The 19,777-nt window shown below is 73.4% G+C and carries 10 protein-coding genes, 1 tRNA gene and 1 pseudogene; 9 read left to right on the top strand and 3 right to left on the bottom strand.

All coding sequences use genetic code 11. The features are described from left to right. On the bottom strand, window positions 1–1,140 hold a 1,140-nt coding region (locus ACFVFR_RS16805), incomplete at its 3' end, for a GTPase (protein ID WP_383702115.1). 3,728 nt (window positions 1,141–4,868) lie between these two features. Next, entirely contained in the window at window positions 4,869–6,968 is a 2,100-nt protein-coding gene (locus ACFVFR_RS16800; protein WP_383702113.1) for an ATP-binding protein, read from the bottom strand. 378 nt (window positions 6,969–7,346) lie between these two features. Between ACFVFR_RS16800 and ACFVFR_RS16795 the strand changes: the two genes are divergently transcribed. From ACFVFR_RS16795 to ACFVFR_RS16760, 8 genes and pseudogenes are all read left to right on the top strand, one after another. Then, a tRNA-Arg gene (locus ACFVFR_RS16795) sits at window positions 7,347–7,419 on the top strand. Between the two features lie 1,239 nt (window positions 7,420–8,658). Further along, window positions 8,659–9,378, top strand: coding sequence for a hypothetical protein (locus tag ACFVFR_RS16790; protein WP_383702111.1), 720 nt, complete (start codon window positions 8,659–8,661; stop codon window positions 9,376–9,378). Then, window positions 9,375–10,703, top strand: coding sequence for a hypothetical protein (locus tag ACFVFR_RS16785; RefSeq protein WP_383702109.1), 1,329 nt, complete (start codon window positions 9,375–9,377; stop codon window positions 10,701–10,703). Before ACFVFR_RS16790 ends, ACFVFR_RS16785 begins: the two co-directional genes overlap by 4 nt. Before the next feature lie 614 nt (window positions 10,704–11,317). Further along, window positions 11,318–11,821 (top strand): single-stranded DNA-binding protein, encoded by a 504-nt coding sequence (locus ACFVFR_RS16780; protein WP_383702107.1) that lies wholly within the window; start codon window positions 11,318–11,320, stop codon window positions 11,819–11,821. Window positions 11,822–12,036: 215 nt separating this feature from the next. Then, entirely contained in the window at window positions 12,037–13,518 is a 1,482-nt protein-coding gene (locus tag ACFVFR_RS16775; protein ID WP_383702105.1) for a TQXA domain-containing protein, read from the top strand. Between the two features lie 188 nt (window positions 13,519–13,706). Beyond that, window positions 13,707–15,371, top strand: coding sequence for an energy-dependent translational throttle protein EttA (gene ettA, locus ACFVFR_RS16770; protein ID WP_383702103.1), 1,665 nt, complete (start codon window positions 13,707–13,709; stop codon window positions 15,369–15,371). A gap of 5 nt (window positions 15,372–15,376) precedes the next feature. Continuing rightward, window positions 15,377–15,841 (top strand): acyl-CoA thioesterase, encoded by a 465-nt coding sequence (locus tag ACFVFR_RS16765; protein WP_383702101.1) that lies wholly within the window; start codon window positions 15,377–15,379, stop codon window positions 15,839–15,841. Next, window positions 15,838–16,659: pseudogene (locus tag ACFVFR_RS16760) on the top strand (hypothetical protein); the annotation flags it as partial. The gene ACFVFR_RS16765 and the pseudogene ACFVFR_RS16760, both read left to right, overlap by 4 nt. A gap of 1,003 nt (window positions 16,660–17,662) precedes the next feature. Here ACFVFR_RS16760 and ACFVFR_RS16755 read toward each other — a convergent pair. Further along, a complete protein-coding gene (locus ACFVFR_RS16755; RefSeq protein ID WP_383702099.1) occupies window positions 17,663–19,000 on the bottom strand; it encodes a PLP-dependent aminotransferase family protein in 1,338 nt (445 codons plus the stop codon). Between the two features lie 109 nt (window positions 19,001–19,109). Between ACFVFR_RS16755 and ACFVFR_RS16750 the strand changes: the two genes are divergently transcribed. Next, a complete protein-coding gene (locus ACFVFR_RS16750) occupies window positions 19,110–19,733 on the top strand; it encodes a DJ-1/PfpI family protein (RefSeq protein WP_383702097.1) in 624 nt (207 codons plus the stop codon). Window positions 19,734–19,777 lie beyond the last annotated feature (44 nt).

The following is a 19,777-nucleotide window of genomic DNA, read 5'->3' as shown; positions in this document are numbered from 1 at the left end:
GGGGGCGAGAGCGGCCCCGCCCAGGGGGTGGGGGTGGGGCGGGGCGGCCCCGTACGGCGGCCGACCCGCACGGCGTCGCGACACCGGCGCGCGCGAACCACCCGCGCGCCGGTCGAACAGCCGGGCCCACGGCGTCCCGCACGCGTACGCCGCCTCCCGCAGCCAGGAACGCTCCGCCGCCTGTCCCAACGCGACCACGCCCGCCGCGTCCGCCAGACCGTCCTCGAACTCCTCGCAGGCCCGCTCGCTCAACCCGGTGCGCCCCTCGGTCAGGTACGCCGGCCGCAGGCGCAGGGTCGCCCCGTCGACGTCGGCGGTCAGCCGCCGCTCGGCCGCCCCGTGGTCCGCCGCGAACCGCCCCAGCGTCTCCCGCAGTTCCCCGACGCCCTCACCGGTCAGCGCCGACAGGGCCAGCACCGCCGCACCCGGTTCGCCGTGCTCGCCGAGCGCGATCCCGTCCTCGTCGAGCAGCCGCCGCAGGTCGTCCACCACCTGGTCGGCGGCGTCGCCCGGCAACCGGTCGACCTGGTTGAGCACCACGACCATCACCTCGGAGTACCCGGCCAGCGGGCGCAGATAGCGCTCGTGCAGCACGGCGTCCGCGTACTTCTCCGGGTCCACGACCCACACGATCACGTCCACCAGCCCCAACAGCCGCTCCACTCGCGCCCGGTGTCCCACGCTGACCGAGTCGTGGTCGGGCAGGTCGAGCAGTACGAGGCCGGCGAACGCGGGGTCGGCCGGATCAGCCGGCCGGTGCCGATCGGCGAGCGTGACGCCCAGCCGGTCCAACAGACCGTCGGCGCGGTCGCTCCACGCGCAGGCCAGCGGCGCGCAGGTGGTCGGCCGCCGCGTACCCGCCTCCGCGAGCGGCGCCCCCACCAGCGCGTTGAACAGCGTGGACTTCCCACTCCCGGTCGAGCCGGCGAGGGCGACGACGGTGTGACCACGCGCGTACCGATCCCGCGCCGCCGCCTGGTCAAGCACCTTCTCGGCCTCGGCGAGCGTCCGCCCGTCCACCCGACTCCGCGAGAGCCCCACCACCTCCCGCAACGCCACCAACCGCCCCCGCAACCCCGCCGCCCCACGCGCCCCGTAAGCCGAGCCCTGACCCCACGGCGAGGCCGCCGAGTCGGTCATGTCGCGGGTGCTGTACGCCCCGTGAGCGCTGGTCGCGTCGCTGGCGCTGGCCGCCCGGTTCGGATTCGTCGGGGTTGTCGTGCCGGCGACGCCGTGCGTGCCGGGTTCCCCGTCGGCGCTGGTCGTGTCGTTCGCGCTGGACGTCGGGTCCGGCCTCGACGTCGGGGCCACCGGGTCGGCCGTGGAGCGCGCGCTGTACGCCCCGTGAGCGCTGGTCGCGACGCCGGCGCTGACCGTCGGGTGCGGGCCCGCCCCGCCCGACGCACCGTGCGTCGGGGCGGCCTCCGCCACACGCTGCCCGTCATGCCTCGCGCCCGTACCCGCGCCCGTCGTCCCGCGAGCGTCGTACGCCGCGTCGGCGCGTGAGGTACCGCGCGCGTATCCCGCGCTGGTGCCCGTCACGCCGCGAGCGTCGTAGGCCGGTTTCGTGTCGGTCGCGCCCGCCCCGCCCGTCATGTCGTACGTCGTGGCGGGGCCTGTCCTGCCGGACGCCGCCGAGGGCTCACCACCGTCGGCCACCACGGCGCGATCGGGCCCGCTCACGGCCTGGGCCAGGGCGTACGTGTCGAAGTCGGCGTTATCGGCGAGCGTTCCCGCCCTCGCCGGAGCGCTCTCGGCGTTCGCCGAAGCCCCGCCGGTGCCGCCCGCGCCCCAGCGCGCGGAAGCGGCATCTCCAAGCGCCGCACCCCGGCACGCCCCGCCCTCTCCCGTAACCCTCGCCGCCCCCACGGCATACGCATCCGCACCCGTCGCGGCCCCCGGGGCCTCCCCGTCGCCCCCGCCCGTGGGTTCTCCGACTGGCGCGTGACCGGTCAGGCCCGCCGCCGCCCCCGGGCCAGTCGCGCGCGCCGCGGACCTCGTGCGTCCCCCGTCCCCCCGTCCCCCCGCGCCGCCGCCTGCCAGCGCGTCCACCGAACGCGTCGGGCCCGTGAAGCCCGTTGGGCCTGTTGGGTCTGTTCGGCCTGTTTGGTCCGTTCGGTCCGTTCGGTCCGTTCGGTCAGTGGAGCCTGTCGGGTCCGTGGGGTCCGTGGGGTCCGTCGGGTCCGTGGGGTCCGGCGAGTCCGCTGGACCCGGCGCGGTTTCCGCGCCTGACCCGTTCGCGGCGGCCCACGGGTTCCGCGCGGCTCCCCGTTCCGCTGGGTCGCCCGTGGCCTCGGCCTCTGCCGATCGGGCCGCGTCCCTCGCGCCCTCCGCGGCTCCCCCCTCCGCCGCACCACGCGCGGGCCCGGGTCCTGCCGAGCCGGCCACCGTGCCCGCGCCGCCTGTCGTTCCCCACCCCGCTGAGCCGCCCAGACTCCCCACCGCCTCCACGCCCCCGGCAACTCCCCACCCGTCGGCCCCGGTTGCGCCACGGCCCGAGGCCCCGCCAGCGTCGCCGCCACCCATGGGGCCAGCCGTACCGACCGCGGCTCCGCCGCCCACCACAGCGGCGGTACCGGCTGGGGCCGCGCCGCGCACTACGTCGGCCGTGCCGCGTGCGGGCCCGTCGCCGACCGCGCCGGCCGTACTGGCTGGGGCCCCGTCGGCCACCGCACCGGCGACTCCGGTTTCGGCACCGCCGTCCATTGGTCCAGGTGTACTGGCTGGGGCCGCGCCGCCCACGACGTCTGCCGCTCTGCCTGCGGTCCCGTCGCCCACCACACCGGCCGTGCTGGCTGGGGCCGCGCCGCGCACCACGTCGGCAGCACTGCCTGCGATCCCGCTGCCCCCCGCACCGGCGGCGGCACTAGTTGCGGCTCCGCCGCCCACCACAGCGGCCGTACTGGCTGGGGCCGCGCCGCGCACTACGTCGGCCGTGCCGCGTGCGGGCCCGCCGCCGACCGCGCCGGCGGCGCTGCTCGGCGTTCCGCCGCTCACGGCTGAGGCAGCTCCGGCTGTGGGCTCGCTGTCCAGGCCGACCGTACTGGCTGGGGCCGCGCCGCCCACGACGTCTGCCGCTCTGCCTGCGGCCCCGTCGCCCACCACAGCGGCCGTGCTGGCTGGGGCCGCGCCGCGCACCACGTCGGCCGTGCCGCGTGCGGGCCCGTCGCCGACCGCGCCGGCGGCGCTGCTCAGGGTTCCGCCGCTCACGGCTGAGGCAGCACCGGCCGCGGGCCCTCTGTCCAGGCCGGCCGTACTAGTTGGGGCCCCGTCACGCACCACGTCGGCCGTGCCGCCTGCCATCCCGTTGCCCCCCGCGCCGGCGGCGCTACCTGCGGCTCCGCTGTCCATCAGGCCGGCCGTACTGGTTGCGGGCCCGCCGCGTACTACGTCCGCTGCACTACCCGCAGCCTCGTTACCCACGTCTACCGCTCCGCCTGCGGCCCTGCCGCCCACTCCACCGACGGCTCCGGCTGCGGTCCCGCCGCCCACCGCGCTGGCAGCACTGCCTGCGACTCCGCCGCTCACCGCACCGGCGGCGCTAGTCGCGATCCCGCCGCCCGCCGCACCAGCCACACCCCCAGCGCCCCCGCCCGTCGCGGCGCCGGCGTACTCCGCCCCGCCCCGCCCCGCCGTGTCACCCATCGCATCCGGGCCACCCGCCCCCGGGACCGCAGTACCCAGTTCACCCGCCTCACCCGCCCTCGCGACTGCGGCGCCCGGCTCTCCCGCCTCAGCCGCCCCTGTCACATCAGCCGTCCCCGTCGCATCCGCTGCCCCCGCCGCACGCCCCGACTCCGCCGCAACGCCTGCTCCCCAGCCGCCACTTGCCCCCGCCCCAGCCCCGGCCACCACACCCGCATCAGCCCCAGCCCGCGCCCCACGCGCCGGTGCGCCCGAAGCCCTCACGTCCCCGTTCCCCGCGCTTCCGCTTCCCGCGCCTCCGCGCGTACGTACCGACGCGGGGGCCCGGCGTGCGATCAGCCCGTCGTCCCAGGAGTGCCGGGGCGGCTGCCCGAACCCCGTCGGCGCCCCGCCAGCTCCGACCGAATTCCCGACCTCGGGCGGGGACTCCCACGTAGCACCCATCACCTCACCCGTACCACCCGCCACCTCCTCACGCACCACCTCCACCCCATACACCCCATCCACCGCCCCAACCTCTCCGCTTCCAGCACCTTCACCCCGACCGTCCCCACCACCGCCACCCACACCACCCACACCACGTACGCCACCACCGCCTCCGACAGCCCCACCCCGCCCCTCTCCCGCGCCCACCCACTCCGCACCGCCCTCCGCCCCTGCCCAGCCTTCGACCTCGCCCGCACCACCGATCACACGAGCCCCGGCACCCCCCGTACGCACCTCACTTCCGACACCAACCCGGCCGAAGCCGTCACCCATGCCGGGCATCCCAGCCCTGTCCCCGACTTCCGACCCACCCTCGGCCGCGACCCCGCGCCAGGCGTCGTGGAACCCGCCGACCGCGTCGGCGTCCCTCCGCACCTCGCCCTCGACATCGGCCCCAGCGACGCCGTCGGTCGCATCGATCGCACCGGCCACCTCCCGAGCCCCGTTCCCCGCCACGGCGGCGCGGGCCCCACCAACCCCACCGCCCCCCGTGTCCACGCCACCCCCGCCAGCCCCAGCCCAGGCCCCGCCCCCGGCGAAGCCGTCACCCCCACCACGTACCCCAGCCCCGTCCCCGATGCCGACCCCCGCGTCGGGCGTACCGGAGGGAGCCGGTGCCGTGCCGCCGCCGGCCCCACGGGCCCCGCCCGTCGCGCCGGTCCCGTCGTGCTCGGCGTGCCCCGTGGGGACGTGGTCGGCCTCGGTCTCCGGGCCGGGCTCCGTGGCCGTCATCTCGGTCACCTCTCTCTGCGCTCAGATTCGTGCCGTGTCGGCGACCAGGCCGCCACACGGGGGTGTTCCTTCCGCAATACGGAAAGGGCGGCGATCAGGTCGGCCTGCTGCTCCGCCGTGATGTCGAGAGCGTCCAGGGGGGCGAGCGACCGTTCCTGCTCGGCGTCCAGGACGCGTCGTACGCACTCCTCCAGCAGCTGCCGCCCGGCGTCCCGCAGCCGCTGCGCGCCGGGTGTGCCGAGCGCGTCCGCGAGCCGCTCGCCAGCGGTGGGGGCGCGACGGCCGCCGAGCAACGCCGTGGCCGCCAGGGCCGCGACCACCTCCGGGTCGGGCGTGACGGGCCGCTCGGCCAGCCCCGCCCGCTCCTCGGCCAACTCCTCCACGCAGCGCCGCCAGTGCCGCGCCGCCACGCCCGCCCGGCCGGCGACGCCCGCCGCGTCCGGCGGCGCGAGCGTCGCCTCGCCCGCCGGATCGTGGTGGCCGGCCGCCGCGATCTGTGCGTCGGCGGCGGAGATCACGCAGGTCAGCAGGGTCGCCAGGGAGGCGGTGAGGGCGTCGAGCAACGTGCCGGGGGCGCTGTCACGGGGGAAGCAGTGCCAGTGCGTGGGCGCGTCCCCGGCCAGCGGAGCGCCCCGCGCGATCTCCTGGAGCGCCCGTTCCTCGGCCCGCGCGTACGCGTCGTCCACCCGCTGGGCGACCCGCACGGCGGCGGCGTGTTGGGCCGCCGCCGCGGCGGCCAGCGCCGGCAACTGGGTACGCAGCGCGGCGATGGCCCCCTCGGCGGTACGCGCGGCAGCCGCCGCCCGAGCCACCGGGTCCTCGGCCCGCCGCGCCAGCCAGTCACGCAACGCCGCCACCGCCGAGGCCGGCAACAACCCGCTGCCGCCGCCCGCGGACTCGGGCAACTCCGGGATGGTGAACCGTGGCACACCGCCCAGACCCGCCTCCTCCAACAGCGCGGCGTACTCGCGGGTGACGTCCAGCGCCACCTGGTGCGGCACCCGATCGAGCACGGTGATCAGCGTCACGTCGTACTCCTTGGCGGTCCGCAACAGGTGCCAGGGCACCGCGTCGGCGTACCGTGCCGCCGTCGTGACGAGCACCCAGACGTCGGCGGCACAGATCAGCCGGGCGGCCAGCTCACGGTTCTCGACGACCAGGGAATCGATGTCCGGCGCGTCGAGCAGAGCCAGCCCGCGCGGCAGCGCCGGATCGACCTCCAGCCGCAACGAGTCCACCAACGCGTCATACGGCTCCTCGGCCCCGTAGCCCCCACCGGCCCCGGACCCACCCACCTCCCCGAGCCCCCCGTCACCCCCGCGCCTTCCATAACCCTCGTAGTTATCCCCATAACCCCCGTACCCCTCCGAGCCCGCGCGACCGCCGTAACCCCCACGATCCGCATAGGCGTCGTAGCCCCCGTACGCCCCGAAGCCGCCGTACCCTCCCCGGCCCCCGAGAGCGTCATACATCCCGCCGTCGACGCCCCCACCAGCGGCGATCCCGCCTCCCGCGCCGACGCCGGAGCCGAGACCACCCACCGCCCCCAAACCCCCGTACGCCCCACGTGCCCCGCCCGCGCCATACGGGTCGTACGTCTCATACGCCCGCTCGTACGGTTCACGCCCGTCCCCCACCCGGTATCCCACGGGTCCCCCGACCACCGCCGCGCGCTCGACCGCCCCGTCGTACGACGCGTGGCCCGACTCCGGCGGCCCGTCCTGGACCGGCATCCACACGCGGGCGAGGTGCGGCAGGACGCGCCGGCCGGAGAACCAGTGACTGTCGTCCGGATGGCACACCAGGACCGGCGTACGCGTCGTCGGGCGCAGCACCCCCGCCGCGGTGACCCGCCGGCCGACCAGCGAGTTGACCAGCGTGGACTTCCCGGCCCCGGTGGAGCCGCCGACCACCGCGAGAAGAGGCGCTTCGGGAGCGCTCAGCCGGGGCACGACGTAGTCATCAAGCTGGGCGAGGAGTTCGGCACGGCTGCGTCGGGCGCGCGCCGCGCCGGGAAGCGGGAGCGGGAAGCGTGTGGCGTCAACACGGTCACGCAGTGCGGACAGCGCGTCGAGCAGTCGGGGCCGTACGTCCAAGGTCGCCACATGGGAACAATGCCCAATTTTGCTTAGCTTTTGAAGCGTATAGCCCTCTCTGCGCGCCGATGAGACCCACCCGGATCACCGCAGAAGGGGCAGGGGCCCGGCGGGAGGACTGAGCCGCAGGCATAACGACTGCACAACACCCGCCCGCCGATCCGCGAAAAGCCGTGCAGGATTCGTACTCGCCTGCGATTATCGGCATCGCTTCACGGAACCTCCACAACGTGCCACGGAGGTGAAGCAACCGGGACGAGGCGTACGGAGCCCTATCCTTGACCCGGCAACGTCACGGTTCCGCCCCGCACGGCCGTCGGCACAGCGGCCCAACGGTCGGACCCGCAGGCCCCAGGGGCTCCACCGGCCGTTCGCGGCCACCAACCGGCCCCCGTAGCTCAGTGGATAGAGCAGGCGCCTTCTAAGCGCTTGGCCGCAGGTTCGAGTCCTGCCGGGGGCGCACAACCAGCCTCACCAGCGCAAACGCCGGTGAGGCTCTCGCGTGAGGCTCAGCACATCGCTCATAGGCCAAGCGCCCCGCCAGCAACACCAGCCGCGCGACGCTCCGCCCGACTACCGCCCGCCCTCCCCCGGGAGCCCCCGTCCGCGCTGGTCAGAGGCACGCTAGCGAGGCCCGCGTAGCGGCGGTGTAAGCGCGAGCTGTGTGACGCGGAGCGAGCGAGAGCCCCCGACCAAGCCCGGCGCGACCCCGAAGTGGGCGCCGCACTCGACGCGAGCCGTGGACGGGGTGCGGGCCGACGGCCACCCATGCGGGCCGGCGGCCACCCACGGACTCCGGGCGCGCCCACGGGGGCGGCGGGCCGGCGCTCCGGGGGGCCCGTCGATCTTCATGTGTGCCCCCCGGGGGGGCGCGTGTGCGCCAGTCGATTCAGGCCAGGCCGGCTGGTGACGCGGAGCCCGTCACCAGCCGACGGGGATCGCAGCGCCGGATTCCGCGCGGCCCCTGTGTGAGGTGTCCCGCGCAGGGGCTCGTCAGGTCCACAGGGCCTCCCGATAGCGCCGCTAACTCCTCACGGTGGAGAAGTGATTCGAGCGGTTCTGGGTGCTGGCTGGCTGTGGTGAGTAGCGCGCCACGCGAACACCGATCCGTCCAACGAGGCCCCACGGTCACGTGAACGTCCCATGGGCGGCTTCGTGAACAGCCGAACCGCCCGTTCACCTCCTGCGACCTGATGGCCCGCCCCGCACGGAGGGCGGCGTCCCCGCCCGACGACGGAGCGGGGCCGGACATCACCAGTGCCGACGCGTCAGCGCGCATGGAGCGTGACGGAAGCACGAAATGGAAGCCCGCCGAGACGAGTTGTCTCGTGATCGCACACGTGCCGGGACCCCACCATTCGGGGGTCGTGCCTCTCCTCACCAGCCCCCGAGCCCCCACCGGTGGCGTCTCGTCACTTCGGTGGACGGCTCGCGCTTGGCCGAGTCGCGCCCTGTCGACACCGGGACGGCGCCTGTTCTCCTGGATCAAGGAGTCGGCCGCTGACGGCGCTGTGGCTGTCGTGCCGGCCGGTCAGGGGGGTGCCAGGTGGGTACGTCGGCACGGTGGCCAGGCCCTGGAGGCAGCTCCGGGACGACGGCCGGGGAGTGGAGTCGTGTCGCCAGGCGCCTGTCATCGTGGCGCCACGACCGCCCAGGCGCCCCGGCGAAGCTGGACACGATCGCCGACGACTACCTGGCGGTGCTTCACCGGACCGTCCGTGCGGACCCGACGGCCTTCGGCCTGTACGACGCCACGTACGCGGCCGGCGAGCGGGTGAGCTCCCTGCTGGGAGCCCTGGCACGCACCACCACCCTGGCTGCCACCGGTAGCGCGACGGGCGGCCCCCGGGATGAGGCTCTCGACGCGATACCCGATGTGCTCCGCGCCGACACGGACCCGCGTACCGCGTTCGTCGGCTACGTCTCAACGGTCGTCGGTGGCACAGGCGGCACGATCACGGACGCGGCCGTACGGCGAGCCGCCGTGGCGACCGCGGACGAGGTGAGCCGGCTCCATCCCGAGGCGCTCGCCGCCGACGGCTCCGGCTGGACGGGCGACCTGCTCTGCCTGCTCTACCAGGGGTTCTTCGCGAGTGTCGTGGCCGAGTTCCTGCGTGCCGTCATCGCCGAGAAGGTCACGTTCGTCCTCCCGGCGCTGCCCCTGCTCGACCCCGAGGACCACGTCGCGCGGGGGGTCTTTGAACGTGTGCTGCGCCTGCTGCCCAACCCGTGCGAGGAGGCCCACCTCGCGGACGGGGCGGAGCGAAGGAACGGGCGCGTGGCTCCGGACAACTCGGCGAGCGGCTCGCTGGCGAGGGTCGCCCGCGACCTGCTCCCGCGAACCGTCGGAGCGGCGCTCGGCCTGGCCTCCGGCTCCGTGTACGAACCGGCCACCGGCGAGGAGGTGCCCGCCACGTGAAGCACACGACAGCGGTCCACTACTTCTGGCTCGCCCACCAGGGCGCGCCGCCACCCGCGTCACCCTGGCAGCCCCTGGCCGACGACCTTTACTGGGAGTCGCCGGCGCGCACAGCCGACCAACGTCAGCTCTTCGGTACCGCCCCGGACTGGGCGAGCGACCTCGAACGCGTCGCCCGGGCCGTGTTCGCCGCCGATCGCCGCACGCCCCGCACGGTGGCGTTCGACCGCTGGACACGGCACATCCGGCTGTGTGTGCCCGTCGCCGATCCGGCCGCGTGGAGCCGTGCGCTTCCCCACCTCACGGCGCTGCTCGCCACAGTGACGGGTGACCGCTGGGAGGTCGATTTCCGGCCTCTCGACACTGCGGGGCGAGCGCGACGCGAACCGCTGCCCTTCGGCCCCGACGACTACGCGCGGGAAGTGGCCCTCTTCTCCGGCGGCCTTGACTCCCTGGGCTGGGCGGTCCAGCGCGCCGTCGTCCCCAGCTCGCGCTCCATGCTGCTGGTCACCTTCCAGGAGCGAAACTTCGAGGCACTGCAGGGCGAGCTCTACCGGGCGGTGTGTCAGCGAGGGAAGCGCACACTGCGCCGGATCGAGCTGAGCCAGACCGTCCGTAGACCGAAGGGCACGACGCTTCGTCTGGAGCGCTCCACTCGATCACGTGGCCTGTTGTACGCGGCCACCGCCGTCTCCGCCGCCGCGGCCGAGCGGGTCTCCGTGGTCCACCTTCCCGAGAACGGCCAACTCGCCCTCAACCCGCCCTTGTCCGCCGCCCGCGTCGGCGCCTGCTCCACCAGGTCAGTGCACCCGCTCACGCTGTCCCACCTCAACCGGGTCATCGAGGAGACAGCACGACCACCCGAGCTCGCGGTCCGTGTCGTCAACCCCTTCGCCGCGTTCACCAAGGGCCAGGTGTGCGCGGTAGCGCGAGACGCCCACCTGCCCCGGGAGGTGGTGGAGGCCACGCTGAGCTGCGGCACACCCCCGGTTCATCAGCCCGGCACCTCGCGCCTGGCTCACTGCGGCCTCTGCTTCCCGTGCCTGGTCCGCCGCTCGGGCCTGCTGTACGCCTACGGCGAGGACCGCACCAACTACGCCGCCCACCCCTGGGATCCAGCGTTGCCCCCGGATCGGACCCAGCACTGGCGGGCGTTGCGGCGCTGGCTGGAGAAGCCGTACACGATGTTCAACCTGATGGCTGACACACCGCTGCCGCCCGATGCCCGTCCAGCCGAGATCCTGGATGTCGTGGAGCGGGGGCGAACCGAGTTGCGGGCACTGGTGTCCTCGGCGCCGGTACGGAGCCTACGTCGAGCGGTCTGACATCGGCGAGGGAGACGCGGTACGCCGGCTGACGAGCCGACCCCCCCGCATGCCTCGCACGTCCGCGAGGCGGCGCGGTATGCGGTCCGACCGTGCGGACCACCGGGACACGAGGAGATCCGGGCCAGAGCACAGCCACGCCAGCCCCCTCCCGTGCGCACAAGCTCCCCGAACGGGTGAGGGAGTTATCCACAGGTCGTGGTCTGTCCACATGGCTCAGCGGGGATCTCGGGGCGCGCTCACTATGGGATCACCTGCGGCGCACGCGACCGGTGGAGCACAGAGCGAGCGGTGCCACGTGAGCGGTGGGTGACGGGGGAGGCCCTGGCGCGTGCTGTGTCGCGGCAGGGCCACCCCGGTGACGTAGTGCGGTGGCGCTGTGCGGCGGTCCGCCCTGGCCGAGCGTGAAGTGGGCCTGGCGTGCTCCTGGTGGGGCCCGATGGCGTACGGGAGGGGACCGGACGGCTGACGGGCGCGCGAGCGCGTGGCCACGGCGTGGGTGAGGTGGGTGGGTTCGCGGTGCGGGATGTGGGCGCGAGGGGGCGGAGCCAGCGTGTGGGGGCCGTTCGCGCGGTGACGGACGAGTGGACGAGCGAGAAGGAGTCGTGGGTCGGATGAACGAGACCGAAGTGACGGCGGTGGGCAACGTGGCGACGCGGCCCGAGTACAAGGAGACGACGGAGGGGGTCGCGGTGGTGCGGTTCCGGCTCGCCGTCACCTCGCGGCGCTGGGATCGCGGTCGTACGCGGTGGACGGACGGCGGGACGAGTTTCTACACGGTGCGGGCCTGGCGCGGGCTGGCGGGGAACGTCGCCGCCTCGGTGTCGCTGGGCGACCCCCTCATCGTGCGCGGCAGGTTGCGCGTGAACGAACAGGAGCGGGAGGGGAAGTGGTGGTTCTCGGCCGACCTGGACGCGCTCGCCGTCGGGCACGATCTGACACGTGGAACATCGGCCTTCCGCCGCGTCGCACAGGCCAGGAAGGCGGCGAGCGGAGTATCTGAATCTCCCTCTTCGGCCGTGTCAACGGGAGTTGAACCGTTCGCGGCGGCGGTGGCCACGGAAGCGGGTGCGGAAGTGATGTCGGATATCTCTGCTATGAGCCCAACGGCCCCATGAATCCACAGGGATTTGTCGATAATCCCGATCGTCGAACCCTGACTCCGATAACGATTCCGAGTCGGATCGGTGGCCGAGGCTGGCTATCAGGGGGTCCGGGTGCGCCCCGTATCTAGGATCTTCGTCCGTAGCAACGAGGGCTTCCGAGTTTCGAGTTCGCCATCAGGAGCGACGCCGCCGGTAGGCCGCTCGTGTCTGCCCTGGAAGGAAAATCCATGCTTTGTGTCACGAGGCGGGGAACCCGCCGCCTTGCCGCCGCGGCGCTGGCCTCCGGGCTCGCCGCGGTGGGAGTGGTGACCGTGGCGGGGCCGGCCACGGCGGACGACGTGCCCGTCTACCGTGGTGGTGCGACAGCGACCCTCGACGGGCTCAGGACCTTCGACCGGGCGGTCATCCGCGAGCCTGGCAAGGAAGGGAAGATCGGCGCCGGGCTCTTCGAGATGTCCGTCGAGAACGGCGGCACGCTCCAGAGCTACAGCATCGACATCCACAACCCGACGCAGGACCAGGCGAAGTACCAGGAAGTGCCCTGGAAGTCCTCTTCGCTCCACGACAATCCCGACGCGGGGAAAATTCGCTGGATTCTCCAGCACTCCTATCCGCAGATAAACGATCTCGACCGGCTTGCCGCAGCGGCCGGAACGGGCACGTTGAGTGAGAAGACGGCGGCAGCCGGTACGCAGGTGGCCATCTGGCGTTACTCGGACCACATCAAAGTGGATGCCGTACACCCGCAAGCGGAGAAACTCGCCGACTATCTCCACAAGGCGGCGCGACGGGTGGGCGAACCCAGGGCGTCACTCACCCTCGACCCGCCCGCGATCGCCGGAAAGACCGGCACGCGACTCGGCCCGGTGACGGTCAGGACGAACGCGAGCGGCGTCACCATCGCCCCGCCCACGACGACCGTGCCTTCGGGAGTGAGGGTCGTCGGCGCCGACGGCAAGCCGATCACCCGCGCGACCAACGGAACCAGGCTCTTCCTCGACGTCCCCCCGGGATCGCCGGACGGCACGGCGGGGCTGACAGTGGAGGCGGCGACCAAGGTGCCCGTCGGGCGCACCTTCTCCGGAGTCGGGCAGCACGCCAAGAGCCAGACGCAGATCCTCGCGAGCTCCAGCGAGAGCACCGTCTCCGCCCGGGCCGGCGCCAACTGGGCCAGGACCGGCGCCATCCCGGCGGTCTCGGCCAGGCCGAACTGCGCCAAGGGCGGCGTGGACGTCACGGTCGCCAACAAGGGAGACGCGCGCTTCCCCTACACGCTGGCGCAGGGTGAGTACGTGGTCGCGCCGGGTAGGTCCGCCGTCGTGACGGTGCCGGCGCGCGAGGACCGGGCGTACCGGTTCGCGCTGACCGGGCCGGACGGTTTCGAGAAGACGTTCGCCGGGGCACTGGACTGCCGGACCGTGAGCGCGGAGGACCGCTCCGCCACGGACCCCGACACCCCGGGCGCCGCCGACGCGACCGTCGCCGCGGGGGGCGGGAACCGCCCCGCCTCGCGGCCGAGCCCCACCCCGGTGGACGACGTCCCGCGGGAGATGGCCGCGCAGGGCGACGGTGACCTGGCCGATACCGGGAGTAGCAGCCCCGTCGCCCTGATCGCGGGCATAGCGGGCGGGCTGGTCCTCGTCGGTGGCGCCGCGGTCGTCCTCGTGCGCAGGAAGAAGACCGCGCGGTCGAACGAGCCCGCCGCTTAGGCCGCTGACCAGGCAGGATGCCGCCGTTTCGGGTGGCGCGCACAGCTCGCGCCGGGCCTGTCGATCAGGCTGGCGCGCGGCCGTGGCGAGGGGCTGGGGAGCGGGGACCTTACTCGTTTTCGCCCAGCTCTACGCGTACGGCAAGATGGTTCTATCTGCCCACCCTCATGATTGCCGGACGGTTTCTCTTGGCTGAGTACATCTACACCATGCGCAAGGCCCGAAAGGCCCATGGCGACAAGGTGATCCTCGACGACGTCAACCTGAACTTCCTGCCGGGCGCGAAGATCGGTGTCGTCGGCCCGAACGGTGCGGGCAAGTCGACCGTCCTCAAGATCATGGCCGGTCTTGAGCAGGCGTCCAACGGTGACGCCTTCCTCGCGCCCGGGTTCAGCGTGGGCATGCTCCTCCAGGAGCCGCCGCTGGACGAGACGAAGACGGTCCTGCAGAACGTCCAGGACGGCGCCGCCGAGCTCATGGGCAAGCTCAAGCGCTTCAACGAGGTCGCCGAGCTGATGGCGACCGACTACTCGGACGCGCTGATGGAGGAGATGGGCAAGCTCCAGGAGGATCTTGACCACGCCAACGCCTGGGACCTCGACACCCAGCTCGAGCAGGCCATGGACGCCCTCGGCTGCCCGCCCGGCGACTGGCCGGTGACCAACCTCTCCGGTGGTGAGCGGCGTCGCGTGGCGCTGTGCAAGCTCCTGCTCGAGGCCCCTGACCTGCTCCTCCTCGACGAGCCCACCAACCACCTGGACGCCGAGTCCGTCCAGTGGCTGGAGCAGCACCTGGCCAAGTACGCCGGCACCGTCGTCGCCGTCACCCACGACCGGTACTTCCTCGACAACGTCGCCGAGTGGATCCTGGAGCTCGACCGCGGCCGGGCCCACCCCTACGAGGGCAACTACTCCACCTACCTCGACAAGAAGGCCACCCGCCTCAAGGTCGAGGGGCAGAAGGACGCCAAGCGCGCCAAGCGCCTCAAGGAAGAGCTGGAGTGGGTCCGCTCCAACGCCAAGGGCCGGCAGGCCAAGTCCAAGGCGCGCCTGACCCGTTACGAGGAGATGGCCGCCGAGGCGGAGAAGACCAGGAAGCTGGACTTCGAGGAGATCCAGATCCCGCCGGGTCCGCGCCTGGGCAGCGTCGTGGTCGAGGTGGAGAAGCTCTCCAAGGCGTTCGGGGACAAGGTCCTCATCGACGACCTGTCCTTCACTCTGCCGCGCAACGGCATCGTCGGCGTCATCGGACCGAACGGCGCGGGCAAGACCACGCTGTTCAAGATGATCCAGGGCCTGGAGACCGCCGACTCCGGTTCGATCAAGGTCGGCGAGACCGTCAAGATCTCCTACGTCGACCAGAACCGCTCCAACATCGACCCGAAGAAGACCCTGTGGGCCGTCGTCTCCGACGAGCTGGACTACATCAACGTCGGCCAGGTCGAGATGCCCTCGCGGGCGTACGTCAGCGCCTTCGGCTTCAAGGGCCCGGACCAGCAGAAGCCCGCGGGCGTGCTCTCCGGCGGTGAGCGCAACCGCCTCAACCTCGCGCTCACCCTCAAGCAGGGCGGCAACCTGCTGCTCCTCGACGAGCCCACCAACGACCTCGACGTCGAGACGCTCTCCTCGTTGGAGAACGCGCTGCTGGAGTTCCCCGGCTGCGCCGTGGTCGTCTCCCACGACCGCTGGTTCCTCGACCGCGTCGCCACGCACATCCTGGCGTACGAGGGCGAGTCGAAGTGGTTCTGGTTCGAGGGCAACTTCGAGTCCTACGAGAAGAACAAGGTCGAGCGGCTCGGCCCGGACGCGGCCCGGCCCCATCGCGCCACGTACAAGAAGCTGACCAGGGGCTGAGCAGGATGGCACGGCACAAGTACGCGTGTGCGCTGCGCTGGTCGGACATGGACGCCTTCGGGCACGTCAACAACGTGGTCTTCCTCCGCTATCTGGAGGAGGCGCGCGTCGACCTGATGTGGCGGCTGGCGGCCGAGGCGGAGGGCGACGCGTTCTCGGGGGGCTCCGTGGTGGCCCGACACGAGATCGACTACCGCAAGCCGCTGGTCCACCGGCACGCCCCGGTCACCGTCGAGACCTGGGTGACGAAGATCGGCGCCGCGTCACTCACGCTGTCGTACGAGGTCAAGGACGAGGACACGGTGTACGTGCGGGCCTCGACCGTCGTCGTCCCGTACAACCTTGAGGCCGGCCGTCCGCGACGGCTCACGCCCGTCGAGGAGCGCTTCCTCCAGGCGTACCTGGAAGAGACGCCCGCCAAGGGTGGGCGTAAGCGCGATGACGAGTCGGAGGAGGCCGTCGCCGCATGACGGCGCCAGCGCTGCACTTCGCCGACGCCAGGGAGGCGGCTGACCTCGCCGCCTTCCTGGCCCGGTTGATCCGCTACGACCGGGCCGCGGCCGTGCGGTTGCAGGCCAGCGTGGTGGGTGTCGGCCCACGGGCGGGCGGGGTGCTCGCGGTCTTCGGCCGCCCCGCGTCGTTCGAGGTGCTCGCGATCCGTACGGCGGTGCTCACCCCGCCGCCACGGGCGGGAGCGGCCTCGTCAGCGGAGGACACCGCCGGCGACGGAGACGCGGGCCAGCGCGTGGCCGAAGCGGTGTGGGAGCTGGACGTCACCGTCTCGGCCGGGCAGTTCGCCGACGCGGTGGACGCGGCACGTCACGGCGCCGAGACCGCGCCGGACGAGGTCGGGTCACGGGGGCTCGCGGTCGTCGTGCCCGAGCCGGTGACCGGGCCGCCGTGGGCCGGGGTGCTGCCGCCACGGGGTGGCTGGCAACGGGTGGCGGGTCTGCCGGACGCGCAGGCGCTGCGCGGGACGTTGGCGGCGGCGGTCGCCGAGTTCCGGGCCCGGGACGAGGCGTTGGCACCCGAACTGCGCACGCGCGCGGAGCGCGACCGCATCGGCCGCGAAATCTGGTCCCGCACGGTGGGGGAGACCGACCTGCCACTGCGGGCCGCCCACGCGGCGCAGTCCGTGGGCTTCCTGCGAGCCGCCCACCCCCGTGGCGCCGCCCCCCTGGCCCCACCCGCGACCACCTCCACACAGCCGCCGGCCACGATCGACCCGGCGCCGACCCGGGCGGCGGAGCCCGCACCGGCGATCGCCGCCGCGCGCACCGGGAGCCCGGCGACCGCGCCCCCACCGGCCCCGGAACCCCGCCCCGTGAGGGGTGTCGACCAGGGCAACGCCTCCGACCCGGCCACTTCCCCCCTGGCTCAGCCCGCGCCAGCCGTGCTCGGCGCGGCCCACCCCGGGTGGGTTCAGCCTGCTGCGGGCGCGGCCCACCCCGCCCCGGCTCAGCCTGCGACAGCCGGGCCTGACATGGTCAGCGACGGTCCAGCCCGCCTCGGCGCGACGGACTCCGAGGTGGCTGACTCCAGCTCGGCTCAGCCTGTTCCCGACCCGGCCAGTTCCCCCCCGGCTCAGCCCGCGCCAGGGGGCCCCGATGACGCCAGCCCCGCCTCGGCTCAGTCCGCGTCAGCCGTTCCCAGCGCGGCTCGCCAGGTCCCCGGCCACCCCGCTCCAGCTGTCTCGGGTGCGGCTGTGCCCACCCCAACCCACCTCGCTCCAGCGGACCCCGGCGCGGCTCACCCCGCCCCGAGTCACCCGGCGCCAGCTGGGCCCGACCCGGCCAGCCAAGTTCCAGCCCACCTCGGTGCTGCGGGTCCCGCTCCAGCCGGTGCTGGCCTGGGGGAGCGTGGTGCGGGAGTGGCGGAGCCGTCGCTGGTGTTGTTCGCCGCGCGTGGGTGGTTGCGGCTGCGCACGCCGTACGGCTCCATAGCCGTGCGGACGGCGGGGGCGACCGGTCTGTCGGTCACTCCGGCTTAGCGGCGCCGGCTGGGGTGGCTCGCGCTTTGTGAGTGTCCCGCGTTGCCGGTGTTCTGGGTTCCGTCGTGAGGCTGGGTGATCGTGCGGTGGGTCCGGCTGGGTCGGATCGTCGTCGGGGTGTGGGGTGGCGGGCCGCTGCCGGGGGCGTTCACATGTGTTCTGACCTGCGGCTCGGTTGTCGGCGGTGGCGGGTGACGGCGGTGTGTGGTCGCGTTGCCCGGGAGCGGGTGGGTAGCAGTCCGGGGCGAGCCGCGTCGTGGTCGACTCCCGGGCGGGGCGGGGAGCGGCTCTCGGGGGACGTCTACGTGGAGGCGTCCTCGGCGACGACGCGGCGTACCGTGCGCAGCGTGGACCGGAGGCTGTCCGGGTCGGTCGAGCCCAGGGCGAGGCGGATCGCCTGCGGGGTGGGGGTCGAGGCGGCGAAGGGTTCCGCCGTGGTCACCGAGATGTGCTGGCGGGCGAGGGTGGCGGTGAGGCGGTCGGCGCGTGCGTCGTCGGGCAGCGGCAGCCAGGTGAAGTAGGACGAGGGGTGGCCTGTGAGCGGTAGGCCCGCCAGTTCTTCTCGGGCCAGCGTCTGGCGGGCCCTGGCGTCGGCTCGTTTCCGCGCTTCCAGCAGGTCCGCCGTGCCGTCGTCGAGCCAGCGGCAGGCGATCGCGGTGGTGAGGGCGGGGGTGTTCCAGGTGGTCGCCCGGATCGCGCGTTCCAGTGCGGGGATCGTGCGGGGCGGGGCGACGACGAATCCGACCCGAAGGCCCGTGGCGATGCTCTTGGACAGCCCCGAGACGTAGACGGTGATGTCGGGGGCGGTCGCGGCCAGCGGCGGTGGGGGGTCTAAGACCAGGTAGGCGTACGAGGCGTCCTCGATGAGGAGCGCGCCGTGCTGGCGGGCGATGGCGACCAGGCGGACGCGGTCGGTCGCCGACATGACCCAGCCCAGCGGGTTGTGCAGGGTGGGCATGGTGTAGATCGCGCGGACGGGGCGAGTCGCGCACAGTGCCGCCAGGGCGTCGAGATCCGGCCCGTCGGCGGTGGTGGGCACCGGCTCCAGGTCGAGCCGGAAGGCCCGCGCGAGCACCTTGAAGCCGGGATAGGTCAGGGCGTCGACCGCGACGACGTCGCCGGCCTCGAGTACGGCCATGACGGTGACGGCCAGCCCGTGCTGCGCGCCGCTCACGACCAGGAGCCGGTCGGCGTCCGTCGTGATCCCCCGGCGTCTGAGGTGTCGTGCGATCGAGGCCCTGTCCTGGGGGCGCCCCCGGTGCGGCTGGTAGCGCAGCAGCGAGTCGAGGTCGCCGGAGGTGGCCACCTCGCGCAGGGCCTGCCGCAGGAGATCGGACTGGCCGGGCAGCGACGGGTAGTTGAAGTTGAGGTCGACGGCGTCGGTGGCGACGACCTGCTGGTCGATGCCGTGGCCGGCGGGCACCGCGATGTCCCGGACGAACGTGCCACGGCCCTGCTCCCGGCTCACCAGGCCCATCGCGTCCAGCTCGGCGTAGACCCGGGTCGCGGTCACCACGGCGATGCCCTCGCGGGCGGCGAGCGCGCGGTGCGTCGGCAGCCGTACGCCCGCGGCGAGCCGCCCGGCCCGGATGTCGGACGCGAGCGCGTCGACCAGCACCTTGTAGCGGGCGGCTGTCATGCGCCGGATTGTACCCATGACAATTCTTTGACTGTCCTGATCGCGGGTCCCTACCGTCAACACCCGCTCATCCAGAACCCGCACCCACTCATCCAGAAGGAGAGCCGCCGTGCACACAGCCATCCTCACCTTCCAGGGCTACAACGAGCTCGACTCCCTGATCGCGCTCGGAGTGCTCAACCGCGTCAAGACCGACGGCTGGCGCGTCACCATCGCCACCCCCGGACCTCGGGTGACGTCGATGAACGGGGTGACCATCGAGCGGATGTCCACCCTTGAGGAGGCGTGCGCGGCCGACGCCGTGATCGTCGGCAGCGGCGTCGCCACCCGCGAGGTCGTCGAGGACCCGGCGATCATGAACGTCCTCCGTGGCCTGGACCCCACGCGCCAGCTCGTCGCGGCGCAGTGCTCCGGCGCGCTGGTGCTGGCCAGGCTCGGACTGCTCGACGACATCCCCGCCTGCACCGACCTGACCACCAGGCCCTGGGTCCGCGCCGCCGGCGTCGAGGTGCTCAACCAGCCCTTCTACGCCAAGGACACCATCGCCACCGCCGGCGGGTGCCTGGCCTCGCACTACCTCGCCGCCTGGACCATCGCCCGCCTGAAGGGCACCGCGGCGGCCGAGGACGCGCTGCACTACGTGGCCCCCGTCGGCGAGAAGGAGGAATACATCGAGCGCGCCTGGCGCAACATCACTCCGTACCTGCCCGCCCCCACACCGGCGCTCGCCTGACCGACCCGTCGCGAGCGGCGACCGCCCCAGCGCCACACCCTGGC

Origin of the sequence: Streptomyces sp. NPDC057702, from assembly GCF_042799315.1 — a bacterium.
In the GTDB taxonomy this organism is placed as follows: Bacteria; Actinomycetota; Actinomycetes; order Streptomycetales; family Streptomycetaceae; genus Streptomyces.
Note: the sequence above shows the minus strand (reverse complement) of the source record. Positions and strands in the feature narration are given on the sequence as shown.